This window comes from Streptomyces sp. NBC_00667 (assembly GCF_036226825.1).
Lineage (GTDB): Bacteria > Actinomycetota > Actinomycetes > Streptomycetales > Streptomycetaceae > Streptomyces.
Genome location: NZ_CP109022.1, coordinates 6,063,979 through 6,082,194 on the forward strand (window position 1 = coordinate 6,063,979; position 18,216 = coordinate 6,082,194).

The 18,216-nt window shown below is 73.5% G+C and carries 13 protein-coding genes; 6 read left to right on the forward strand and 7 right to left on the reverse strand.

Translation table 11 applies throughout. From position 1 onward, the window contains the following. Window positions 1-5: 5 nt before the first annotated feature. On the reverse strand, window positions 6-1,463 hold the full coding sequence (locus tag OHA81_RS27575) for a helix-turn-helix domain-containing protein (protein WP_329200261.1): 1,458 nt from the start codon (window positions 1,461-1,463) through the stop codon (window positions 6-8). A gap of 305 nt (window positions 1,464-1,768) precedes the next feature. Between OHA81_RS27575 and OHA81_RS27580 the strand changes: the two genes are divergently transcribed. After that, on the forward strand, window positions 1,769-1,951 hold the full coding sequence (locus tag OHA81_RS27580) for a hypothetical protein (protein ID WP_329200262.1): 183 nt from the start codon (window positions 1,769-1,771) through the stop codon (window positions 1,949-1,951). A gap of 19 nt (window positions 1,952-1,970) precedes the next feature. Here the strand turns inward: OHA81_RS27580 and OHA81_RS27585 are convergent, their stop codons facing one another. After that, window positions 1,971-5,279, reverse strand: a complete 3,309-nt coding sequence (locus tag OHA81_RS27585; RefSeq protein ID WP_329200264.1) for an AfsR/SARP family transcriptional regulator — start codon at window positions 5,277-5,279, stop codon at window positions 1,971-1,973. A gap of 278 nt (window positions 5,280-5,557) precedes the next feature. Between OHA81_RS27585 and OHA81_RS27590 the strand changes: the two genes are divergently transcribed. Both OHA81_RS27590 and OHA81_RS27595 read left to right on the forward strand, forming a co-directional pair. Continuing rightward, window positions 5,558-5,890, forward strand: a complete 333-nt coding sequence (locus OHA81_RS27590) for a nuclear transport factor 2 family protein (RefSeq protein ID WP_329200266.1) — start codon at window positions 5,558-5,560, stop codon at window positions 5,888-5,890. Window positions 5,891-5,963: 73 nt separating this feature from the next. Beyond that, entirely contained in the window at window positions 5,964-7,409 is a 1,446-nt protein-coding gene (locus tag OHA81_RS27595; RefSeq protein ID WP_329200268.1) for a glyceraldehyde-3-phosphate dehydrogenase, read from the forward strand. A 70-nt stretch (window positions 7,410-7,479) separates the two neighbouring features. Here OHA81_RS27595 and OHA81_RS27600 read toward each other — a convergent pair whose 3' ends face one another. The 3 genes from OHA81_RS27600 to OHA81_RS27610 form a co-directional block, all read right to left on the reverse strand. Then, on the reverse strand, window positions 7,480-7,830 hold the full coding sequence (locus tag OHA81_RS27600) for a hypothetical protein (protein ID WP_329200270.1): 351 nt from the start codon (window positions 7,828-7,830) through the stop codon (window positions 7,480-7,482). A gap of 181 nt (window positions 7,831-8,011) precedes the next feature. Then, a complete protein-coding gene (locus OHA81_RS27605; RefSeq protein WP_329200272.1) occupies window positions 8,012-9,199 on the reverse strand; it encodes an aromatic amino acid transaminase in 1,188 nt (395 codons plus the stop codon). After that, window positions 9,200-10,288 carry a DMT family transporter gene (locus tag OHA81_RS27610; RefSeq protein ID WP_329200274.1) on the reverse strand — a complete coding sequence of 363 codons (1,089 nt, stop codon included), beginning with the start codon at window positions 10,286-10,288 and terminating at the stop codon, window positions 9,200-9,202. A gap of 128 nt (window positions 10,289-10,416) precedes the next feature. Between OHA81_RS27610 and OHA81_RS27615 the strand changes: the two genes are divergently transcribed. Continuing rightward, window positions 10,417-10,875, forward strand: a complete 459-nt coding sequence (locus tag OHA81_RS27615) for an Lrp/AsnC family transcriptional regulator (RefSeq protein WP_329200275.1) — start codon at window positions 10,417-10,419, stop codon at window positions 10,873-10,875. Window positions 10,876-10,878: 3 nt separating this feature from the next. Here the strand turns inward: OHA81_RS27615 and OHA81_RS27620 are convergent, their stop codons facing one another. Next, window positions 10,879-13,536, reverse strand: coding sequence for a SpoIIE family protein phosphatase (locus OHA81_RS27620; RefSeq protein ID WP_329375227.1), 2,658 nt, complete (start codon window positions 13,534-13,536; stop codon window positions 10,879-10,881). 194 nt (window positions 13,537-13,730) lie between these two features. Here OHA81_RS27620 and OHA81_RS27625 point away from each other — a divergent pair, with 194 nt between their 5' ends. Continuing rightward, the gene (locus tag OHA81_RS27625; RefSeq protein ID WP_329200280.1) at window positions 13,731-15,035 is read left to right on the forward strand and encodes an MFS transporter; all 1,305 of its coding nucleotides are present in this window, start codon (window positions 13,731-13,733) and stop codon (window positions 15,033-15,035) included. Window positions 15,036-15,157: 122 nt separating this feature from the next. Beyond that, window positions 15,158-15,565, forward strand: a complete 408-nt coding sequence (locus OHA81_RS27630; protein ID WP_329200282.1) for a hypothetical protein — start codon at window positions 15,158-15,160, stop codon at window positions 15,563-15,565. Here the strand turns inward: OHA81_RS27630 and OHA81_RS27635 are convergent. Then, window positions 15,546-18,134, reverse strand: coding sequence for a YfhO family protein (locus tag OHA81_RS27635; protein WP_329200283.1), 2,589 nt, complete (start codon window positions 18,132-18,134; stop codon window positions 15,546-15,548). The genes OHA81_RS27630 and OHA81_RS27635 overlap by 20 nt on opposite strands. Between the last annotated feature and the right edge of the window lie 82 nt (window positions 18,135-18,216).

Consider the following 18,216-nt stretch of genomic DNA (forward strand, 5'->3'; position numbering starts at 1 on the left):
GCAGTTCACGCCCGGGCGGCAGTCACGGCCCGCCCCCGGCGCACGGCCCGCACCAGCCCGAGGACGCGGAACCGGGAACCGCCGCCCTCGTGGGTCGCCCGGACCACACCGGCCAGCAGCAGTTCGCGCAGCATCCGGCCGCACTCCGGCAGGCTCCGCCCGGTCAGCGCGGTGATGTCGCCGAGTTCGAACCCGACAGCCGGGCGCCCGCACAGGGCGTCCAGCAGCGCGGACGCGTCCTCGGGCAGCCGGTCGAGCCGAAGGCGCAGCGCCCGGCGGAAGTCCTCCGCCCCGTCGCCTCCGCCGAGGTGGTCGAGCAACGCCGTGGGGTCCGCGTCGAGGCTGTCGCACAGGGCGGCCAAGTCGCACACCACCAGCCACGACGCCGCTGCGGCCAGCGCTCCCGGATGCCCGTCGAGGCCGAGGCACACCCTCGACGCGGACCGCAGGTCGGCCGGTCCGGGCACGAACTCCGGCCGCACCCGGCGCAGGTGCCCCAGGAAGACCTGCACGGAAGCCGGTACGGCGGTGTCGTCGACGGCCCCCTCGGCCGGTACCTCCAGCGGGGACAGCAGGAAGATCCGCTCGCCCGGTATCCGCCACGGCTGGTCGGAGGTGACGAGCAGGCGCAACCCCGGGCAGGAGCGCAGCAGCCCGGTGAGCCGCTCGAACCGCGGTGGCCCGGCCGGTGCCCCGTCCAGCACCAGCAGGGCGGGCTGCTCGCCGAGCAGTTCGGCAAGTCCGGCCATCGCGTCCCCGCCGCCGGCGATCCCGGCGATCCCGGCGATCCCGTCGGGCGCTGTCGAGCACAGTGCCGAGACCGCCGCCGCCACCCTCGCCGACCACGGGCCTTCGTCCGGGCCGAGGTGGTCGGCGCTCGCGCCCCGGAAGGCGTGCCACAGCACCGGCATCCCGGTGGCGTGGAGCCGGTCGGCGACTTCGAGCGCCAGCCGGGTCTTGCCCATCCCGGTCAGCCCGACGACGTGCACCAGCCGCTCCGACCCGGAGCCCAGCTCATCCGTCAGTACGCCCGTTTCCGCCTCGCGGCCCACCACCGCGTGCAGCGCGGTCGGCGGGGCCGGCGGTTCGGCCAGGCCGTGCCCGCCGCCCCGTCCCTGCTGGGCCGCGGCCTCCAGCGCCGTACGGGCCCGCGGGCCCAGCCGCAGGGCGTCGGCCATCAGCCGCACCGTGTCGGGCCGAGGGCGTCGCGCCTTGCCCTGCTCCAGGTCGCGGATGGCCCGCACGCTGATCGTGGACAGGTCGGCCAGTTCCCGCTGGGTGAGCCCGATCCTCAGCCGGTGCGCTCGTATCAGCGCGCCCACCTGCGAGGACTCGGGCGCCACCACGACGGCTCCGGGCGGCACCGGGGTGGCTCCGGGCGAAACCGGGATGGCCCCGGGTGCCGCCGGCACCGGCTCGGTGGCTCTGGTCAGGGGCAATGCGTGCAACTGCGCGGTGGTCATGTGCGCTCCCGGCGAGACGGTGGGGGAACGGCGGGGCCTGAGCGGACGCGGCCCGGTTCCTGTTCCCCATCGTCGGCAGCGCGCTATCACCCAGGCATCCCGATGCTGACGGCCCCGCCTATCACGCGGCCTCGGCTATCGCCCCCGTCACCCCTCCCTCACGATCCGAGCGGCGCACGAGCGGGCCGTGATAACGCGACGATAGGAGCGGGGCCGGTCCGGGGATTCCCGCTGTTCCTACGTTGGTGTCCAGAAAGAACGAGGCGCCCCGGACAGCCGGAGCGCACCGACGAAAGGACCCCGACATGAGCCTCACCCACGCCCTCCGCGCCGCCCTGGTGACCGCCGCCATCGCCGGAGCCGCCGCCCTCGGCACCCAGGTCGCCCAGGCCGACGCCGCCACCACCCCCGCTGCCACGACCGGAGTCACCGCCCCCCAGGCCACGCCGTCGCCGACCGCGACCGGCAAGACCAACCCGTGGGACTGACCCCGTACCGAAGCGGTCGTCAGACCCCGGCGGCGGTCTCCGTCGCCGGTGCGCGCACCACGACCGCCCGGGTGCCCAGCATCCGTTCCGCCTCGGCGAGTTCCGGCTGCATCCGCCGCTCGCGGAAGGCCCGTACCGCACTCTCCAGCAGCTCCCGCGAGCGCGATCGCTCGCCGGCCCCGCCGCTCGCCGCCAGCAGCCGGGCCAGGTCCAGCCGGATCACCGCGGCCCCTCCCTGGTCCATGATCTGCTCCCGCACCGACAGCGCCTGGGCGTAGAAGCCCCGCGCCGCCTCGCCCCGGCCCATTTCGGCGTGTGCGGCACCCAGATCACGCAGCAGATGTCCCTCGCCGATCACGTCCCCGCTGTCCCGGCACAGCTCCAGCACTTCGGTGAAGGTCCGCACCGCGCCCTCGTGTTCACCCTGGGCCTGCTGCAACTGCCCCGCCCGGCGCAGGGTCCTGGCCTGACCGCCCGTGTAGCCCACCGAGCGGTAGATCCCGAGCGCCTCGTCCAGCCGGCTCTGGGCGGTCGCCGTCTGTCCTCGCCGCATCCAGATGTGCGCGCTCTGCGTCAGCACGATGGCCCGGCCCACCACGTCGCCGACTCGGTCGAAATCCCGCAGCGCCCGGTCGTACAACGTCAGCGCCGAATCCTCGTCGCCCCGCATCCGCTCCAGCAGCGCGAGGTCGCGGTGGCACAGGGCCAGGCCCTGGCGGTCGTCGAGTTCCCGGAACAGCTCGAGTGCGGTGGTCAGCGAGGTGTGGGACTCCGCCAGCTGACTGCGGCCGAGGTAGAGCACGCCCAGCGAGCTGAGCAGGGCCGCCGTGCCGCGCGTGTTGCCGGCCGACCGTACCGCCGCCAGGGCGAGCTGGTGCGTACGCTCCCACTCGTCGAAGTAGCCGCGCCCCTCGAACAGGGTCGTCAGGGTCGTCGCCAGGTCCCAGCACAGCTCGTGCATCTCGTGTTCGGCGGCGTGCTCGACGGCCTGGACCAGATTCGCCTGCTCGCTGTCGAGCCACTCCAGCGGATCCACCAGCAGCTCGTCCACGCAGCCGGCCGGCGGCTCCCACCGGGGCGCGCTGCCGTGCAGGACGGTGAAATCCCCGCCGTAGATGCGCCGGTGGGCCTGCTCGGCCAAGGACATCCACCCGCCCAGCATCCTGGCGAGGGCCTGCGACTGCGTCGCCGGCTCGTCGTGCGCCGCGAGCTGCTCCCGCGCGAACACCCGGATGATCTCGTGGAACCGGTAGCGGAAGCCGCCCGTGGACTCGACGCCGACGACGTCCAGCATCTGTACGTCGACCAGTGGTTCCAGCAGGTCCGAAGGGAAGGGGCGGCGGTCGTCGAGCAGGGCCCCGGCCAGCCAGCCGGGCAGAGTCGGCCCCTTCGCCAGGCTCAGCAGCCGCAGCAGTCGGCGGTCTTCCTGGGCCAGCCCGTCATGGGTCAGGCAGAGGCTGGCGCGCATCGTCATCTCGCCGTGGGTGAGCTCGTCCAGGCGGTGCCGCTCGTTGGCGAGGCGGTGCACCATCGAGGCCAGCGTCCAGTGCGGGCGCGCCGCCAGCCGCGCCGCCACGATCCGCAGCGCGAGCGGCAGCCCGCCCACGGTCCGCACCAGTGCCTCGGCAGCCACCTCTTCGCACCGCACGCGGTCCGCGCCGACGACGCGGGCCAGCAGCTCCATGGCGTGCCCGGTGCTCATGACGTCGAGCTCGACGCGGTGGGCGCCGGGCAGGCCGGTGAGCCGGACCCGGCTGGTGACGAGTACGGCGCAGCGGTTGCTTCCGGGCAGCAGGGGCCGGATCTGGCTCTCGGACGCGGCGTCGTCCAGCACGACCAGGACGCGGCGCGAGGCGAGCAGGGTCCGGTACATCTCGGCCCGCTCGTCCTGCGAATCGGGGATGACCGGCCCGGGGATGCCGAGTGCGCGCAGGAACCGGCCGAGCACCTCGGTGGAGGTGGCCGGGGTGCCGGTGCCGCGCAGGTCGCAGTACAACTGCCCGTCGGGGTAGCCGGTGTCGCTGAGGCGGTGCGCGATGTGGGTGGCCAGTGTGGACTTGCCGGTGCCGGGCTTGCCGACGATGACGGCCAGGCCGACCGCGCGGCGGCCGCCCCCGCCGAGCAGGGTCTGCTCGATGTGGACGATCTGTTCCTCGTCGCCCACGAAGTCCGAGGTGTCGGCCGGGAGCTGGCGCGGGACTTCCTCGCGGTACGGGGACCCGGCGGCCGGTGCACTGCCGACGGGGACGGAAGCGCGGCCGTCGGGTCTCTCCCCGTCGGCGGCCGCCGCCCCGGAGCCGCCGCCCGCCGCCCCGGAGCCGCCGCCCGCCGCCCCGGAGCGGTCGTCCGCCGCCCCGGAGCCGCCGCCCGACGCCCCGGAGCGGTCGTCCGCCGGGCCGGAGCCGCCGTGCGTCACCTCGCCGCCCTGCGTCCCGGGGCGGTCCGCCGCCGGTGCGGCGCCGCCCGCGCCCTCACCGGCGCCGGCCGCGTCCCGGCCGGGGGACGCGGAGCCGTACCCGCCGCCCGTCCCCGCCGACGGGACCGGGGGGACCTCCCCGGACAGGATGGCGGACTCCAGGCGGCGCAGCTCCGCCCCCGGTTCCAGCCCGAGCTCCTCCACCAGCAGCTCGCGCCCCACCCGGTAGCTCTCCAGGGCCTCAGCCTGGCGTCCCGAGCGGAACAGCGCCAGCATCAACTGCCCGCGCAGGCGCTCCCGCAGCGGGTGCACCCGTACCAGCAGCTGGATCTCGCCGACCAGCTGGTGGTGCCGGCCCAGCGCCAGCTCCAGGTCGATCCGGGTCTCGGCCGCCGTCAGCCGTTCCTCGTCCAGTTGCAGCGCCTTGCTGCGCAGCGTCTCGCTCGACACCCCGCTCAGGCAGTCGCCCTGCCACAACTCACCCGCCGAACGCAGGAGTTCGGCGGCCTCGGCCGTGGCCCCCTGGCGGCTGAGGGTCCGGGCGTCGGCGACGCGGCGCGCGAACACCGCCGAGTCCACCAGGTCGCCCTCCGTCTTGAGGACGTACCCGGGTGGCCGGGTGGTGATGGCGGCGGCGATCGCGGCCTTGGAGAAGAGTTTGCGAAGCCGGGACACGCAGATCTGCACCTGGGTGCGCGCCGTGTCCGGCGGCTCGTCGTCCCAGATCAGGTCCACCAGGTAGTCGGTGCTGACCACCCGGTTCGTCTCCAGGAGCAGCGCCGCGAGGATGACCTCCTGCCGCCCCGGCGGTATCCGCACCGGCCCGAGCCGACCGGCCACCTGTAAAGGGCCGAGGATCCGGAAAACCACCGCATCCGGGGTGTCGGCAGCGCCGCCGGGCGAAACGGACATGAGTCTCCCAGCTGGGGAAATGCCAGAGGAACGGTGGAGCGGGAGGGTCAGTCTCCCCGAACACCTCTACGGTTGTCCATGGTGTGGAGATTGCGTGATCGTAAACCGAGGGTGAGGCACCGCTCACGCACCGCCGCCCGTCGCGCGCAGCCCGCGATGCGCGCGGCCGGGCCGGCGGCCGCGGTGATAGGGCGGCGATAGCCCCGGGTTGCGGACCCGGCGCACGGTGTACCTGCCGCCACCCGGACGGGGTGCGGCAGGTCGAAAGGACTTCCCAGATGAACAGTCGGCACGCCGGGCGGGTGCCTCCGAGCCCCGTGGTCACCGACTCCGGAGTCGACCACGTACGCCTGGCCTACCACTACCTCGACTCGGGCGACCTCGACGGCTACGGGTCCCTCCTGCACGCGGGCCTGCTCGGCGTCGCCGAACTGGAGCGCCCCGCGCTCGGCGCCCGCCACCACATCACGCGGATCGTCGCCGACGGGGACTGCGTGGTGGCGATGGGCCGCGTCGCCCCCCAGCAGCGGGAATTCGTGGACGTCTTCACCCTCTCCGCCGAGGGCATGCTCCGGGCCTGCCGCCGCTACTACGCAGGCCCTGCTCGTTGAGGGGGGCCCGTTCGAAGGTCCGAACGGGTGGTGGGTTAGCATCTGAGCGCCGCCTAGCTCGAAAGATAAACCTGTGACTGTCAACGACGACTCGTTCACCCACTGGAAGAACCGCGAGGAAATCGCGGAGTCGATGATCCCGATCATCGGGAAGCTGCACCGCGAGCAGGACGTCACCGTCCTCCTGCACAGCCGCTCCTTGGTGAACAAGTCGGTGGTCAGCATCCTCAAGACCCACCGCTTCGCCCGGCAGATCGACGGCGAGGAGCTCTCGGTCACCGAGACCCTGCCCTTCCTCCAGGCCCTTTCCGCGCTGGATCTCGGTCCTTCCCAGATCGACATCGGCATGCTCGCCGCCACGTACAAGGCCGATGACCGTGGCCTGTCGGTCGACGCGTTCACCGCCGAAGCCGTCGCCGGCGCCACCGGCGCCAACAAGATCGAGCGCGGCGCGGGTCGCGACGTCGTCCTCTACGGCTTCGGCCGCATCGGCCGCCTCGTCGCCCGCCTGCTCATCGAGAAGGCCGGCTCCGGCAACGGCCTGCGGCTGCGCGCCATCGTCGTGCGCGGCGGCGGTGAGCAGGACCTCGTCAAGCGCGCCTCGCTGCTGCGCCGCGACTCCATCCACGGCCAGTTCCAGGGCACCATCACCGTGGACGAGGCGAGCAGCACGATCGTCGCCAACGGCAACACCATCAAGGTGATCTACGCCAACGACCCGTCCGAGGTCGACTACACGGCGTACGGCATCAAGGACGCCATCCTCATCGACAACACCGGCAAGTGGCGCGACCGCGAGGGTCTCTCCAAGCACCTGCGCCCCGGTATCGACAAGGTCGTCCTGACCGCCCCGGGCAAGGGCGACGTCCCGAACATCGTGCACGGCGTCAACCACGACACGATCAAGCCGGACGAGCAGATCCTGTCCTGCGCCTCCTGCACCACCAACGCGATCGTCCCGCCGCTCAAGGCGATGGACGACGAGTACGGCGTGCTGCGCGGCCACGTGGAGACCGTCCACTCGTTCACGAACGACCAGAACCTGCTGGACAACTACCACAAGGCCGACCGCCGCGGCCGTTCCGCGCCGCTGAACATGGTGATCACCGAGACCGGTGCCGCCTCGGCCGTCGCCAAGGCGCTGCCGGACCTCAAGGCGCCGATCACCGGCAGCTCGATCCGCGTCCCCGTCCCGGACGTCTCGATCGCCATCCTCAGCCTGCGCCTGGGCCGTGAGACGACCCGCGAAGAGGTCCTCGACTACCTCCGCGACGTCTCGCTGCACTCGCCGCTGAAGCGCCAGATCGACTTCACCACCGCGCCCGACGCCGTCTCCATGGACTTCGTCGGCTCGCGCCACTCCTCGATCGTCGACGCGGGCGCGACGAAGGTCGACGGCGACAACGCGATCCTCTACCTCTGGTACGACAACGAGTTCGGCTACTCGTGCCAGGTCATCCGCGTCGTCCAGCACGTCTCCGGGGTCGAGTACCCGACCTACCCGGCTCCCGCGGCCTGACCGTAGACAGCCGCGAGGAAGGGCCCGCCCGGCCGGGGCGGGCCCTTCCGCGTACCGCCGCCGGAACGCGTCAGTGGACGACGGAGAAGCTGCGCCAGGGCAGGCTGCCGGGGGCGGTCACGTTCGAGCTGGAGGTCGGGATGTAGACCCCGTCCGCCTGATCGGTCTTCTGGCAGCCCGGTGTCCGGTACAGGATGACGTCGACCAGGGTGTTGTTGTCGACGTGCGCCGCGCCGCGCGGGAGGCCGATCCTGTGGCAGCCCTGGACGGAGCTGTTCAGGTAGGTCACCTCGACCGGGCCGTCCTGGGCACGGAAGCTGAGGCTCCCCACGGTGGTCTTGCCGGTCGAGCAGGCAGTGGCCGTGGCCGTGAGCAGCAGCGCCGCCCCGGTGATGACGCCGATGCGCCGGAGGTGCAACATGGCTCGGTCCTCGTCTGTGCGGTGATGGCTTGCCCGTCACCGCAGCCTGGCCCGCCGCGTGCCCGGAGGCATCCGCTGCGCACCCGGTGGGATGACGGCCGAAGGAGGGAGGCCCTGCCCCCGGCGCTCCCCGACCGCCCCGCGGCCCTGCCGGACCGGCGCTACCCGACCGGCCTCCGGCCTAGCCGACCAGCGCCGTGGTCCGCTCCTCCAGGACCCCCGCGATGCCCCGCGCGAGGCAGGGGACCCGGTCGAGCCCGATCCCCGCGATGTTCACCCGGCCCGCGGTCGTCCCGTAGATGGCGAACCGCCCGCGCAGTCGGAGCATCTGTTCGGGGGACAGCGGCAGCATCGAGAACATCCCCTTCTGCCGCGCCAGCGCCGCCGCCTCCGCGCCCCGTCCGAGCGCGGCCAGCTGCTCCACCAGGGCCGTCCGGTTGGCCGAGATCCGGCTGCGCATGGCGTCCAGCTCGGACCGCCAGGAAGCCTGGAGCCGGGCGTCCTCCCAGATGGCCGTCACGACCGCCGCGCCGTGCTCCGGCGGCATCGAGTACTGGGTGCGGGCGGCGTTCTGCAGGGCCGTCTCCGCATGCCGCAGCGAGGCCCGGGACGCCCCGATGACGACGGCGCAGCCGGTGCGGTCGCTGTAGAGGCCGAAGTTCTTCGAGCAGCTGATGGCGAGGAGCACCTCCGGCACCCGCCCCGCCAGCATCCGCGTCGCCGCCAGGTCCGCGTCGAGGCCGTCGCCGAGCCCGTGGTAGGCCAGGTCCACGAACGGCACCCAGCCGTCGCGCACGGCCAGCGCGGCCAGCGCCTCCCAGGCGTCGGGCGTCGGGTCGACCCCCGTCGGGTTGTGGCAGCACCCCTGGAGCAGCACCACGTCGTCCCGGCGCGCCCCGGCCAGGTCCGCCAGCATGCCCTCCTGGTCCAGCCAGCGGTACGTGCGCACCGTCAGGCCCGCCGCCTCCAGGATGGGCCGGTGGTTGACGTAGGCGGGGTCGCTGATCCACACCGTCGTGCCGGGACGGGTCCGGCAGATCAGGTCGGCCAGCAGGCGCAGGGCGCCGCTGCCGGCCACCGTCTGGACCGCCACGGCCCGCTCGACCGGGCCGTCCGGGCCGAGGACCATCGAGAGCATCGCGCGGTTGAAGGCGAGGTTGCCGGAGAGCCCCCGGTACTCCTTCGAGGCGGAACGTTCCGCCAGGCGTATCTCGGCCTCGCGGACGGCCGCCATGACCGGCGTGCCGCCGCTCTCGTCGCGGTACACGCCGAGGACGAGGTTCAGCCGCTCGGGCCGCGTGTCGGCCCCGTACGCCTCGGTCAGGTCCCACAGGGGATCGACGGGCGGAGGGAGGAGCAGCTCGAGCATCTACGGCACCTTTCGGTCAACGGAGGCGGCGGTGGCCGCGGGGGCGGCGGTATCGGCCGTGGCGGGGACAGAGGCGTCAGCGGGGGCGCCGGTGGCCGCGGCGCCCGCGGGGGCCCCGGCACCGGCCGCCCGGCGCCGGTTGGCGAGGACCACGCCCGCGGTGATCACGGGTACGCCGACGAGCACGCTCGGCGTCGGCGACTCGTGCAGCAGGGGTACGGCGAGCAGCACGACGGCGACCGGGCTCAGGCTGCCGAGCACGGAGCTGCGCTCGGCCCCCAGCCTGCGGATGGCGAACGCGTACAGCAGTCCCGCGCACAGCCCGACCCCGAGCCCCTGCACCACCGCGAACAAGGCGATGTCGGCGCCTTTCGCCGACGCCAGTCCGCTGGGCAGCACCCCGGTCAGCACCAGCAGCGCCATCACGGCGAAAGACGGCACGCACAGCAGACCGATCGAGCCGACCGGATCGAGGCGGACCTCCTTGAGCCCCACCGTGTACAGCGCCCACAGCCCGCTCGCCAGCAGTAGTACGCCGGCCCCCGCCAGCACGTCCGCGTCCACCGGAACCACGTAGCGCCACACGAGGGCCAGGACCCCCGCCGCGATCAGCGCGAGCCCCGCCGCCTGCGTGCCGCGCGGCGCACCGCGCCCGCCGGCCACCATGAGCGCGGAGACGAACAGCGGGACCATCCCGGGTATCAGGGAGCCCACGAAGGCCGCGGACGTCAGGGAGCCGCCGTACATCGCCGCGAGGAAGAAGGGCACGCCGGCGCCACAGATGATCTTCGCCGCGGTGGCCGGCGGTACGGCGGCGATGCTCCGGCGGCGGCACCAGAGCGCGGGCGCCAGGACCACGACCGGTACGCCGAAGCGCAGCAGCGCCGCATCGGCCGGCAGCAGTGAGGAGGCGCTCAGCGCCCGCGCGCTGAGCGCGAAGGCGGCCCAGATCGCCACGGTCGCCGCCAGCGCGAGCATGCCGCGCGTCTGGGGCGGGACCCGCCGGGCGGGTGCGTCCGCGTGCGCGGGGACCGCGCCCGCGTCCGGTGTGGGCGGCGCCGCCGCGGGACGGCTTTCCGTCGTTGCCAAGGAGCTTCCTCCAGCCTCAGAAGGCCGGATCCGGCCACAAGGCAACGCTAGGGCTTTCGCCGGGGCAGCCGATTGCCAGTTCTGCCCTCTCCGCCTACCTTGGGGGCAGAATCTGCCAAGGAGTGACGATGGACGCGGTCGATATCCAGATCGTTCGCGAATTGCAGGCCGACGGACGGCTGTCCAACCAGGACCTCGCCGACCGCGTACGGCTCTCGCCTTCGCCCTGCCTGCGCCGGGTGCGGCGGCTGGAAGAGGCCGGTCTGATCCGCGGTTACACCGCGATGGTCGACCAGGTCGGCTTCGGACTGCCGATCACCGTCTTCGTCCGGATAAGGCTGGAGCGGCACACGGGGGAGGCGGTGCGCCTTTTCGAGGAGCGCGTCGCGGGCATCGAGCACATCCAGGACTGCTACCTGATGGCGGGGAGCAGCGACTACCTGCTGCGGGTGGTCATCGAGAGCCTCCAGGCCTACGAAGCCCTCGTGCGCGACAGGATCCACGCCATCCCCGGCATCGCCTCCATCGAGTCGAGCTTCGCCTACGGCAGCGTCAAGCAGTCCCGCGTGTACCCGCGCCCGAAGTGACGCTCACCAGGTCTCCCCGTCCGGCAGCTGCTGCTCGGACCAGATGACCTTCCCGCCCTCGGGGGTGTACCGCACGCCCCACCTCCGGCTGATCTGCGCGACCAGGAACAGCCCGCGGCCGCCCTCGTCCGTCGTGGCGGCGTACCGCAGGTGCGGTGAGGTACTGCTGCTGTCGAAGACCTCGCAGGTCAGCACCCGGTCGTGCAGCAGCCGGAGCCGCACGGGGGCGGCGCCGTGCCGGATGGCGTTCGTGACGAGCTCGCTCAGGACCAGTTCCGTCCCGAAGGCGAGTTCCGACAGGCCCCATTCCTCCAGCTTCGCGGCGGCCAGCGCCCTCATCTCCCCGACCGCGCTCGGCTCGAACGGCACCTCCCACTCGGCGATGCGGTCCGCGCCCAGCGCCGACGTCCGCGCCACCAGCAGGGCCACGTCGTCGCGGGGACGCACCGGCAGCATCGCCTTGAGCAGGGCGCGGCAGGTCTCCTCCGGTTCCCGGTCGGCGTGGCCGAGCGCCTCACGCACCAGGGCGAGTCCGGCGTCGATGTCCCGGGCCCGGTCCTCGATCAGCCCGTCGGTGTACAGCACCAGCTGGGTGCCTTCGCCGAGGTCCAGCTCCGCCGACTCGAACGGGAACCCGCCCAGTCCCAGTGGCGCGCCCGGCGGCAGCTCCGGCATCTCGACCCGCCCGTCGGGGCGTACGACGAACGGCGGCACGTGCCCCGCCCGGGCGATCGTGCAGCGCTGGGTGACCGCGTCGTACACCGCGTACAAGCAGGTGGCGCCGAGCAGGCCGTCACCGTCGGGGCCGCGGCCCCCGCCGTCCGTGCTCTGGTCGATGTACTGCACCAGGTCGTCGAGCCGGGCGAGGAGCTCGTCGGGCGGCAGGTCGAGGGAGGAGAAGTTGAGCACGGCGGTGCGCAGCCGGCCCATGGTGGCAGCGGCGTGCAGGCCGTGTCCGACGACGTCGCCCACGACGAGCGCGACGCGGCTGCCGGGGAGCGGGATCACGTCGAACCAGTCGCCGCCGACCCCGGACTGGGCGGGCAGGTAGTAGTGCGCCACCTCGACCGCGCTCTGCTCCGGCAGGTCGCGGGGGAGCAGGCTGTGCTGGAGGGTGACGGCGAGGGCGTGCTCGCGGGTGTAGCGGCGCGCGTTGTCGATGGTGATCCCCGCCCGGGCGACGAGTTCCTCCGCCAGCGACAGGTCCTCCTCGTCGAAGGGCTCGGGCTTGCTCGAACGCCAGAAGTTGACCACGCCGAGCACCACGCCCCTGGCCTTGAGGGGAGCGGTGATCAGGGAGTGGATGCCGTAGTCGATGATGGCCTGCGCCCGGGGCGGGTCCTGGGCGTACCAGCCGGGCGCGTCGGAGAGGTCGGTGACCACCTCGGCGCGGCCGCTGTCGAGGCCGCGGGCCTGCGGGGTGGAGGGCAGGAAGTCGATCAGGATGCCGCGCGGGTAGAGCGGCGAGTCGTCCCGGATGCCGCTGACGGCGGTGCGGCGCAGGTCCGCCCCCGAGGTGGGCTCGTCGCCGTGCAGAACGGGCTCCGCCAGGTCGATGGTGACGAAGTCCGCGAAGCGCGGTACGGCGACGTCGGCCAGTTCCTGGGCCGTGCGCTCCACGTCGAGGGTGGTGCCGACGCCGACACCGGCGTCGTACAGCAGCTTGAGCCGTCTGCGGGCCGCGTCGGCCCGGGTGCTGAGGACGCGGATCTCGGTGGAGTCCCTGATCGTCACCGAGGTGCCCTCGGACCTGCCGCGCAGCCGGGTGGGCCGCTGGTTGATCACCAGGAGGCGGTCCCCGGCCTCGTGCATCTCGTCGGTGGCCTCCCGGCCGGACCGCAGGAGCTCGACCAGCTGCCGGTCGAGCCCGGGCAGTTCGCTGACGAGCCGGCCCTCGGCGTCCGGCGGGAGCCGCAGCAGCCGAGTGGCCTCGTCGTTGGCGAGCAGCAGTCGTCCCGTGCCGTCGGTGATCAGCACGCCCTCCCGCACGGCGTGCAGCACCGCGTCGTGGTGTTCGTACATCCGGGTCATTTCGAGCGGACCGAGGCCGTGTGTCTGGCGCCGCAGGCGCCGGCTGATCAGTGCCGAGCCGACGGTGGCCAGGGCGAGGCCCACTCCGCTGGCGCCGAGGATGACGGGCAGTTGCCGGTCCACTACGCCGGTGACGTTCTTGACGGTGAGGCCGGCCGACACGAGGGCGATCACCTTGTGGTCCGGGGAGAAGACCGGCACCACGGCCTGGATCTCCTTGCCCAGGGGACCGTTCACGCTTTCGGTGTAGACGTGACCGGCCAGCGAAGGGTCGATGGTGCCGACGAAGCGTTTGCCGATGCGGTCGGGCAGCGGGTGGGTGTAGCGGATCCCGTGGGTGTCCATCACCACGATGAAGTCCACCCCGGCGACCGCGCGGGTGGCTTCGGTGATGGGCTGGAGGATCTTGGTGGGGTTGGGGGAGCGCAACGCCTCCTGCAGCCCGGGGGAGTGCGCGACGGTCTCGGCGACCGCGACGGAGCGGTTGCGGGCCTCACGGTCGATGTCGTGGCGCGACTGGAGCACCAGCGCCAGGACCGCACCGGCCGCGAGCAGCACCACGATCGCCACCTGGAGGACGAATACCTGGCGGGCGACGCTTCGCGGGCGATTTCTGCTCAGTGACCGCACCGACGTCCCCGGCACGGGTGGCAAGGATCGGTCACGCACCCAGTTGTAGCACTGTCGGCGGCCCTCGGCGTGCCGGTGGCGGCGGCGCGCGTCCCCGCACACCCGGAAATATCTTGACGTCAAGATTCTTATGGGGCAGGCTCCCTCATGTATCTCGACATCGAGATACATGGGCCGGGGGACGGAGACTGGGGATGCGGGGCGGTACGAAGACGGGGAAGGACCGGCCGCAGGGCCTGATGGGGCAGCTGCGCCGGCCTCCCGGCGGCCGGGACGCGCGCATCATGCTCCTCGCGCAGTTCCTGGACCGGTCCGGAACGGGCGTGTGGGCCGCGGGCTGCGTCCTCTACTTCACCTTCGTGGTCGGACTGGACGCCCGGCAGCTGGGAGTCCTGCTGGGCGCCGCGGGAGTCGCCGGCATCGCGGGCTCCCCCCTCGCCGGACACCTCGCGGGACGTTTCCCCGTGCGCCGGCTGCTGATCGCCGCCCACCTCCTGCGCCTGGGCACGCTCTGCGCACTGCTCGTCGTCACGCGCTACGAGGTGCTGCTGGCCGTCGTGGCACTCACCCACCTGGGTGACCGGGCCGCCAAAACGCTGGAGATGCTCTTCGCGACCCGCGTGGCGGGCGAGCGCCGCGCCACCTACCAGGCCCTCGCCCGCAGCTCCGCCAACGCGGGCTACGCGCTCGGCGCCGGCGTCGCCGCCATCGGGCTCGCCGTCGGCACCCGCCAGGCCTACCAGGCCCTGATCCTGGCCAACGCGCTCTCCTTCCTCGCGGCCGCGATCCTGGTCCGGCGCACCGGCGAGCCCCGCGAGCACGGGCGCGTCGCGGCCCGCGCCGGCGCCCCCGCGGACCCGCCGCCGGCCCCCTCCAGCCCGTGGCGCGACCGCGGCTACCTCCGGTTCGTCCTGCTCGACATCCCGATGAACCTGGACGACTCGATCCTGTCCGTCGGGCTGCCCCTGTGGCTGGTCACCCGCACCGACGCGCCGCACGCGCTCGTCCCCGCCTTCCTCGTGATCAACACCGTGCTCGTGGTCGCGCTCCAGCTCCGCGTGTCGGCGAGGGTCGGGCAGCCGCGTCAGGCAGCGGAAGCGGTGGCGGTGTACGGGCTCACACTGCTCGCCTGCACCGTGCTCCTCGCCCTGTCCACCGGAGCCGGAGCCTGGGCCGCCTCGGCCGGCCTGCTCCTCGCGGCGGTGCTCGCCACCGCGGCGGAGCTGATGCGTTCGGTGAGCTCCTGGGAGCTGGCGGTCTCCCTCGCCCCGGAGCGGGCGAGGGCGTCCTACCTGGGGGTGGCGGGGATGTCCCAGTCCGTGCAGAAGTCGGCGGGGCCGCTCCTGCTGACGGGCGCGGTCATGCCGGCCGGACCGGCGGGCTGGATCGCGCTCGGCGCTGCGGTCACGGCGCTCTCCGTCGTCCAGCGGCGTTCGGGTCTGCGGCGGCTGCGGGCGATGGAGGCGGGCACCCCCGAAACGGTGAAGCACCCCGCCTGACCTGGTCTTACGTAGCCTCGGCTCGCCCGCCGCGGCAACCGGCCCTACGATCGGATCGCCACGAATCGGAGGGGAAGCATGCCGTTCGTGGCGCATGGGATCCGCGAAGACGGGAGACCAACGTGAGCGCCACCACGCGAAACCGCCCCGCCCGGATGCTCGCAGCCGGAGCCCTGTCCCTCGCCCTGCTGACCGCGGGAGCCGTGGGAACCGCGTCCGCCGCCGCGTTCCCGCCCCACCCGGCCGCGACGCAACCGGCGGGCGAAGTGAGCGTCAAGGCGAACCCGACCGATGTGAAGACCGGAGACAAGGTGACCTTCACCGGACGCACGAAGGGCGTGCCGATCGGCAGCAAGGTGGTCCTCCAGCACAAGTACGGCGCCAAGTGGACGACCCTGCACGCCAGTACGACCGTCAAGCAGGGCTCCAGCTACTCGCTCGACACCACGTTCCGCACCAAGGGCACGGAGCAACTGCGGGTGATGGTGGCCGGCGCGACCTCGCCCAGCGTCACCGTGAACGTGTCCTGAGCCGGCGCAGCCGCCCGAGCCGCCGCGCCGCGCACGCCCGCAGTGCGCGGCGCCCGCCGCCCGGCGGCGACCAGGAGACCACCAGCGCGGCGAGCAGGACGGCAGCGGCCACCCCGCTCACCAGGAGACCGGCCCTCAGGCCCGGAGTGCGGTACGCGCAGGACACCCGGGACGCCCCCGGCCCCAGGGGCACGGCGATCAGCCCGGCGAGCCTGCCGGGAGCCTTCGCGGTCGCCCCGTCCAGGGAGCACCGCCAGCCCCGCACGGCGGGCACCGCCAGCAGCGCGGTACCGGTGGAGCGAGCCGGAAGAACGGCTTCGACGGAATGACCCGCGGCGGTGATGCGACGCGGGCCCGACGCCTTCGAGCGGGCCACCGCCGCGCCGAGTGCGCCCCGGTCCAGGCAGCCCACGGGCGAGCGCGGGACGTCCTGGGCGCGGTCGCCGGTCAGCGTCAGCACCGCCTCGCCGCCCGCCGGGACCCTGCCCAGCGGCACCAGCCCGTTGTTCGTCATCGGGAACCAGCCCGAAAGCCGCCGCACCGAGCCGAGGGCGTCCAGGGTGCCGGAGAACCAGGGCACGTACGCGAACGCCGAGCTCCCCGGGGTGCAGGTGAAGGCGAACGCCCTGCGCGCGCCCCGCGGCAGCCGCCAGCCTTCGTCGGGCCGCTCGCCGGGCGCCGCGCCGCCCACCGGCCGGACGGCGGGTACCGCGTACACCCGCGCCCCCAGCACCTGTTCCTGACGGGCGAACACCGTGTCCGACGCGGGGGCCGGCGCGCCCTGCCGCAAGCTCACGAGCGGGACCGCGTCCGCGCTCCGCCGCACGAACCCGTCCGGGCCGCCGTGGTCGAGGTAGCTGCCCACGCCCATGACCGCCCGGCCGACCGGGTCCTCGAAGCCGACCGTGTGACGGCCCCCCATGTACCAGCCCGCACCCAGCCCGCGCAGCGTCCGCGCGGTCAGGGCGGGCAGGTAGCTGCTGTAGTACGAACCGCCCTGACCGCCCAGCAGGAGCGGGTCGTTGTCGGCGAACTCGTGCGGACCGGGCTCACTGCGCAGGGCCGGCCAGCGGTCCTGCGCCCGCACCGCCCGCCGCGCCGCCAGGGATTGCGCGTCCAGCGTCCGCTTCGGCCGCCACCACTCCTCCCGGTCCCGCTGCGCGGTCACCGACAGCACCGTGAACACCGTGGAGAGGAACACCGTGCCGATCAGCGCCCCCGTCACGGCGACGTGCACGACCCGGCCACGGCGCCGCGGCAGCGCCAGCAGGGCCACGAACACCGCGGCCCCCGCCAGGGTCAGCGCCCAGGTGCCGGCGGTGAAGTACGGGCTGGGGCCGGCGACGACCAGCACCACGCCCAGCGCCCCGGCCCCCGCCAGCAGCTCCCGGGGCCGCGGCCGCGCGGCCAGGGCCAGCCAGGCCACGGCCACCAGCATCCCGGCGAGGGTGAACGAGGCCCGGTACGGTCCCCCGTTCGGCAGGGCCAGGCCGTGCCACAGCAGGATCGTCGGCGTCCACACGTAGGACAGCGCCACCAGCACGAGCAGCACGCACCAGGCGGCACGCTGCCTGCCCGGCACCCTCCGCATGAAGGGGTACGCGAGGACCAGCAGCAGCGGCAGCACGCCCACCGACACCTGCGGGCCGCTCGAATGGAAGCCGCCCGGCAGCAGGTGCGCGAGGTAGTCGCGCAGCAGGGGCGGCCCCGGGTACCCGGCCACGGGACCCGGCTGCGACGCCCGCGACGCCGGGAAGGTGACCGTCAGCACCGGGGCGACCAGCGCCACGCCGACCGCCGTCATCGACGCGGCCCGCAGCAGCACGCGCCGTCGGCCACTCCACGGCCGCCCGTCGAGCAGCAGCCTGACCACGAGCACCAGCAGCATCCCGAGGGTGGCCATCGCGGCGGTGTAGAAGTTGCCGGCCCACGACACGGCGACGAGCAGCGCGCCGAGCGCCCAGCGCCGCCCGTCCAGGCACCAGTCGTACGCGAAGCCGGTCAGCGGGAAGGCCACCAGCCCCCACATCCACATGGGATCGGCGAAACCGTTCGACACCGTCCAGGCACTGACGCCGTAGCCCACCGCCAGCGCCGCACGGGGCCACGGTGGCCCCGGCCGCAGCCGGCCCAGCCACACGGTCATCAGCGCGGTCGCCAGCCCGATGCTCAGCAGGGTGACGAGGAAGACCGGCAGCTCCACCCGGTCACGGGGGAACAGCGCGACGAGCCAGGAGAACGGGTTCATCAGGTACGTGAAGAAGTCCGCGAGGAACGGGACGCCGTAGCCGCTGCCCCAGTTGAAGAAGAGGTCCCCCTCGGTCTGGCCGCGCATCAGGTCCCACAGGTGGGCGTGGAACGGCACGAACTGGTTGCCCAGGTCGTTGACCGCCCGGGAGCGGGCCCCGAAGGGGTACGTCCCGTGCACGGCCATCGCCAGGCAGTAGGCCCCCATCGAGACCGCCGCCGAAGCCGCCGGTGCCACCACCCCGCCCCGGGGGCCGGACCTGCGCCCCGACCGCTGACGCTGCTCCTGGCCGGCGGTGGGAGAGGACGTCGTCAGCACCATGGCGTCAGACTCCCAGGCCGCGGACGCCTCGCGGTCCGACACCACCGTGGCGGCCGCGCGTCCGCCCGTCCGGCGGGAGCGG

Coding starts and splice junctions, on each gene's coding strand:
- OHA81_RS27590 (WP_329200266.1), top strand. CDS start 5,558: ATGAACAGTCGGCACGCCGGGCGGGTGCCTCCGAGCCCCGTGGTCACC.
- OHA81_RS27605 (WP_329200272.1), bottom strand. CDS start 9,199: ATGCTCGAGCTGCTCCTCCCTCCGCCCGTCGATCCCCTGTGGGACCTG.
- OHA81_RS27615 (WP_329200275.1), top strand. CDS start 10,417: ATGGACGCGGTCGATATCCAGATCGTTCGCGAATTGCAGGCCGACGGA.
- OHA81_RS27580 (WP_329200262.1), top strand. CDS start 1,769: ATGAGCCTCACCCACGCCCTCCGCGCCGCCCTGGTGACCGCCGCCATC.
- OHA81_RS27575 (WP_329200261.1), bottom strand. CDS start 1,463: ATGACCACCGCGCAGTTGCACGCATTGCCCCTGACCAGAGCCACCGAG.
- OHA81_RS27585 (WP_329200264.1), bottom strand. CDS start 5,279: ATGTCCGTTTCGCCCGGCGGCGCTGCCGACACCCCGGATGCGGTGGTT.
- OHA81_RS27600 (WP_329200270.1), bottom strand. CDS start 7,830: ATGTTGCACCTCCGGCGCATCGGCGTCATCACCGGGGCGGCGCTGCTG.
- OHA81_RS27625 (WP_329200280.1), top strand. CDS start 13,731: ATGCGGGGCGGTACGAAGACGGGGAAGGACCGGCCGCAGGGCCTGATG.
- OHA81_RS27635 (WP_329200283.1), bottom strand. CDS start 18,134: ATGGTGCTGACGACGTCCTCTCCCACCGCCGGCCAGGAGCAGCGTCAG.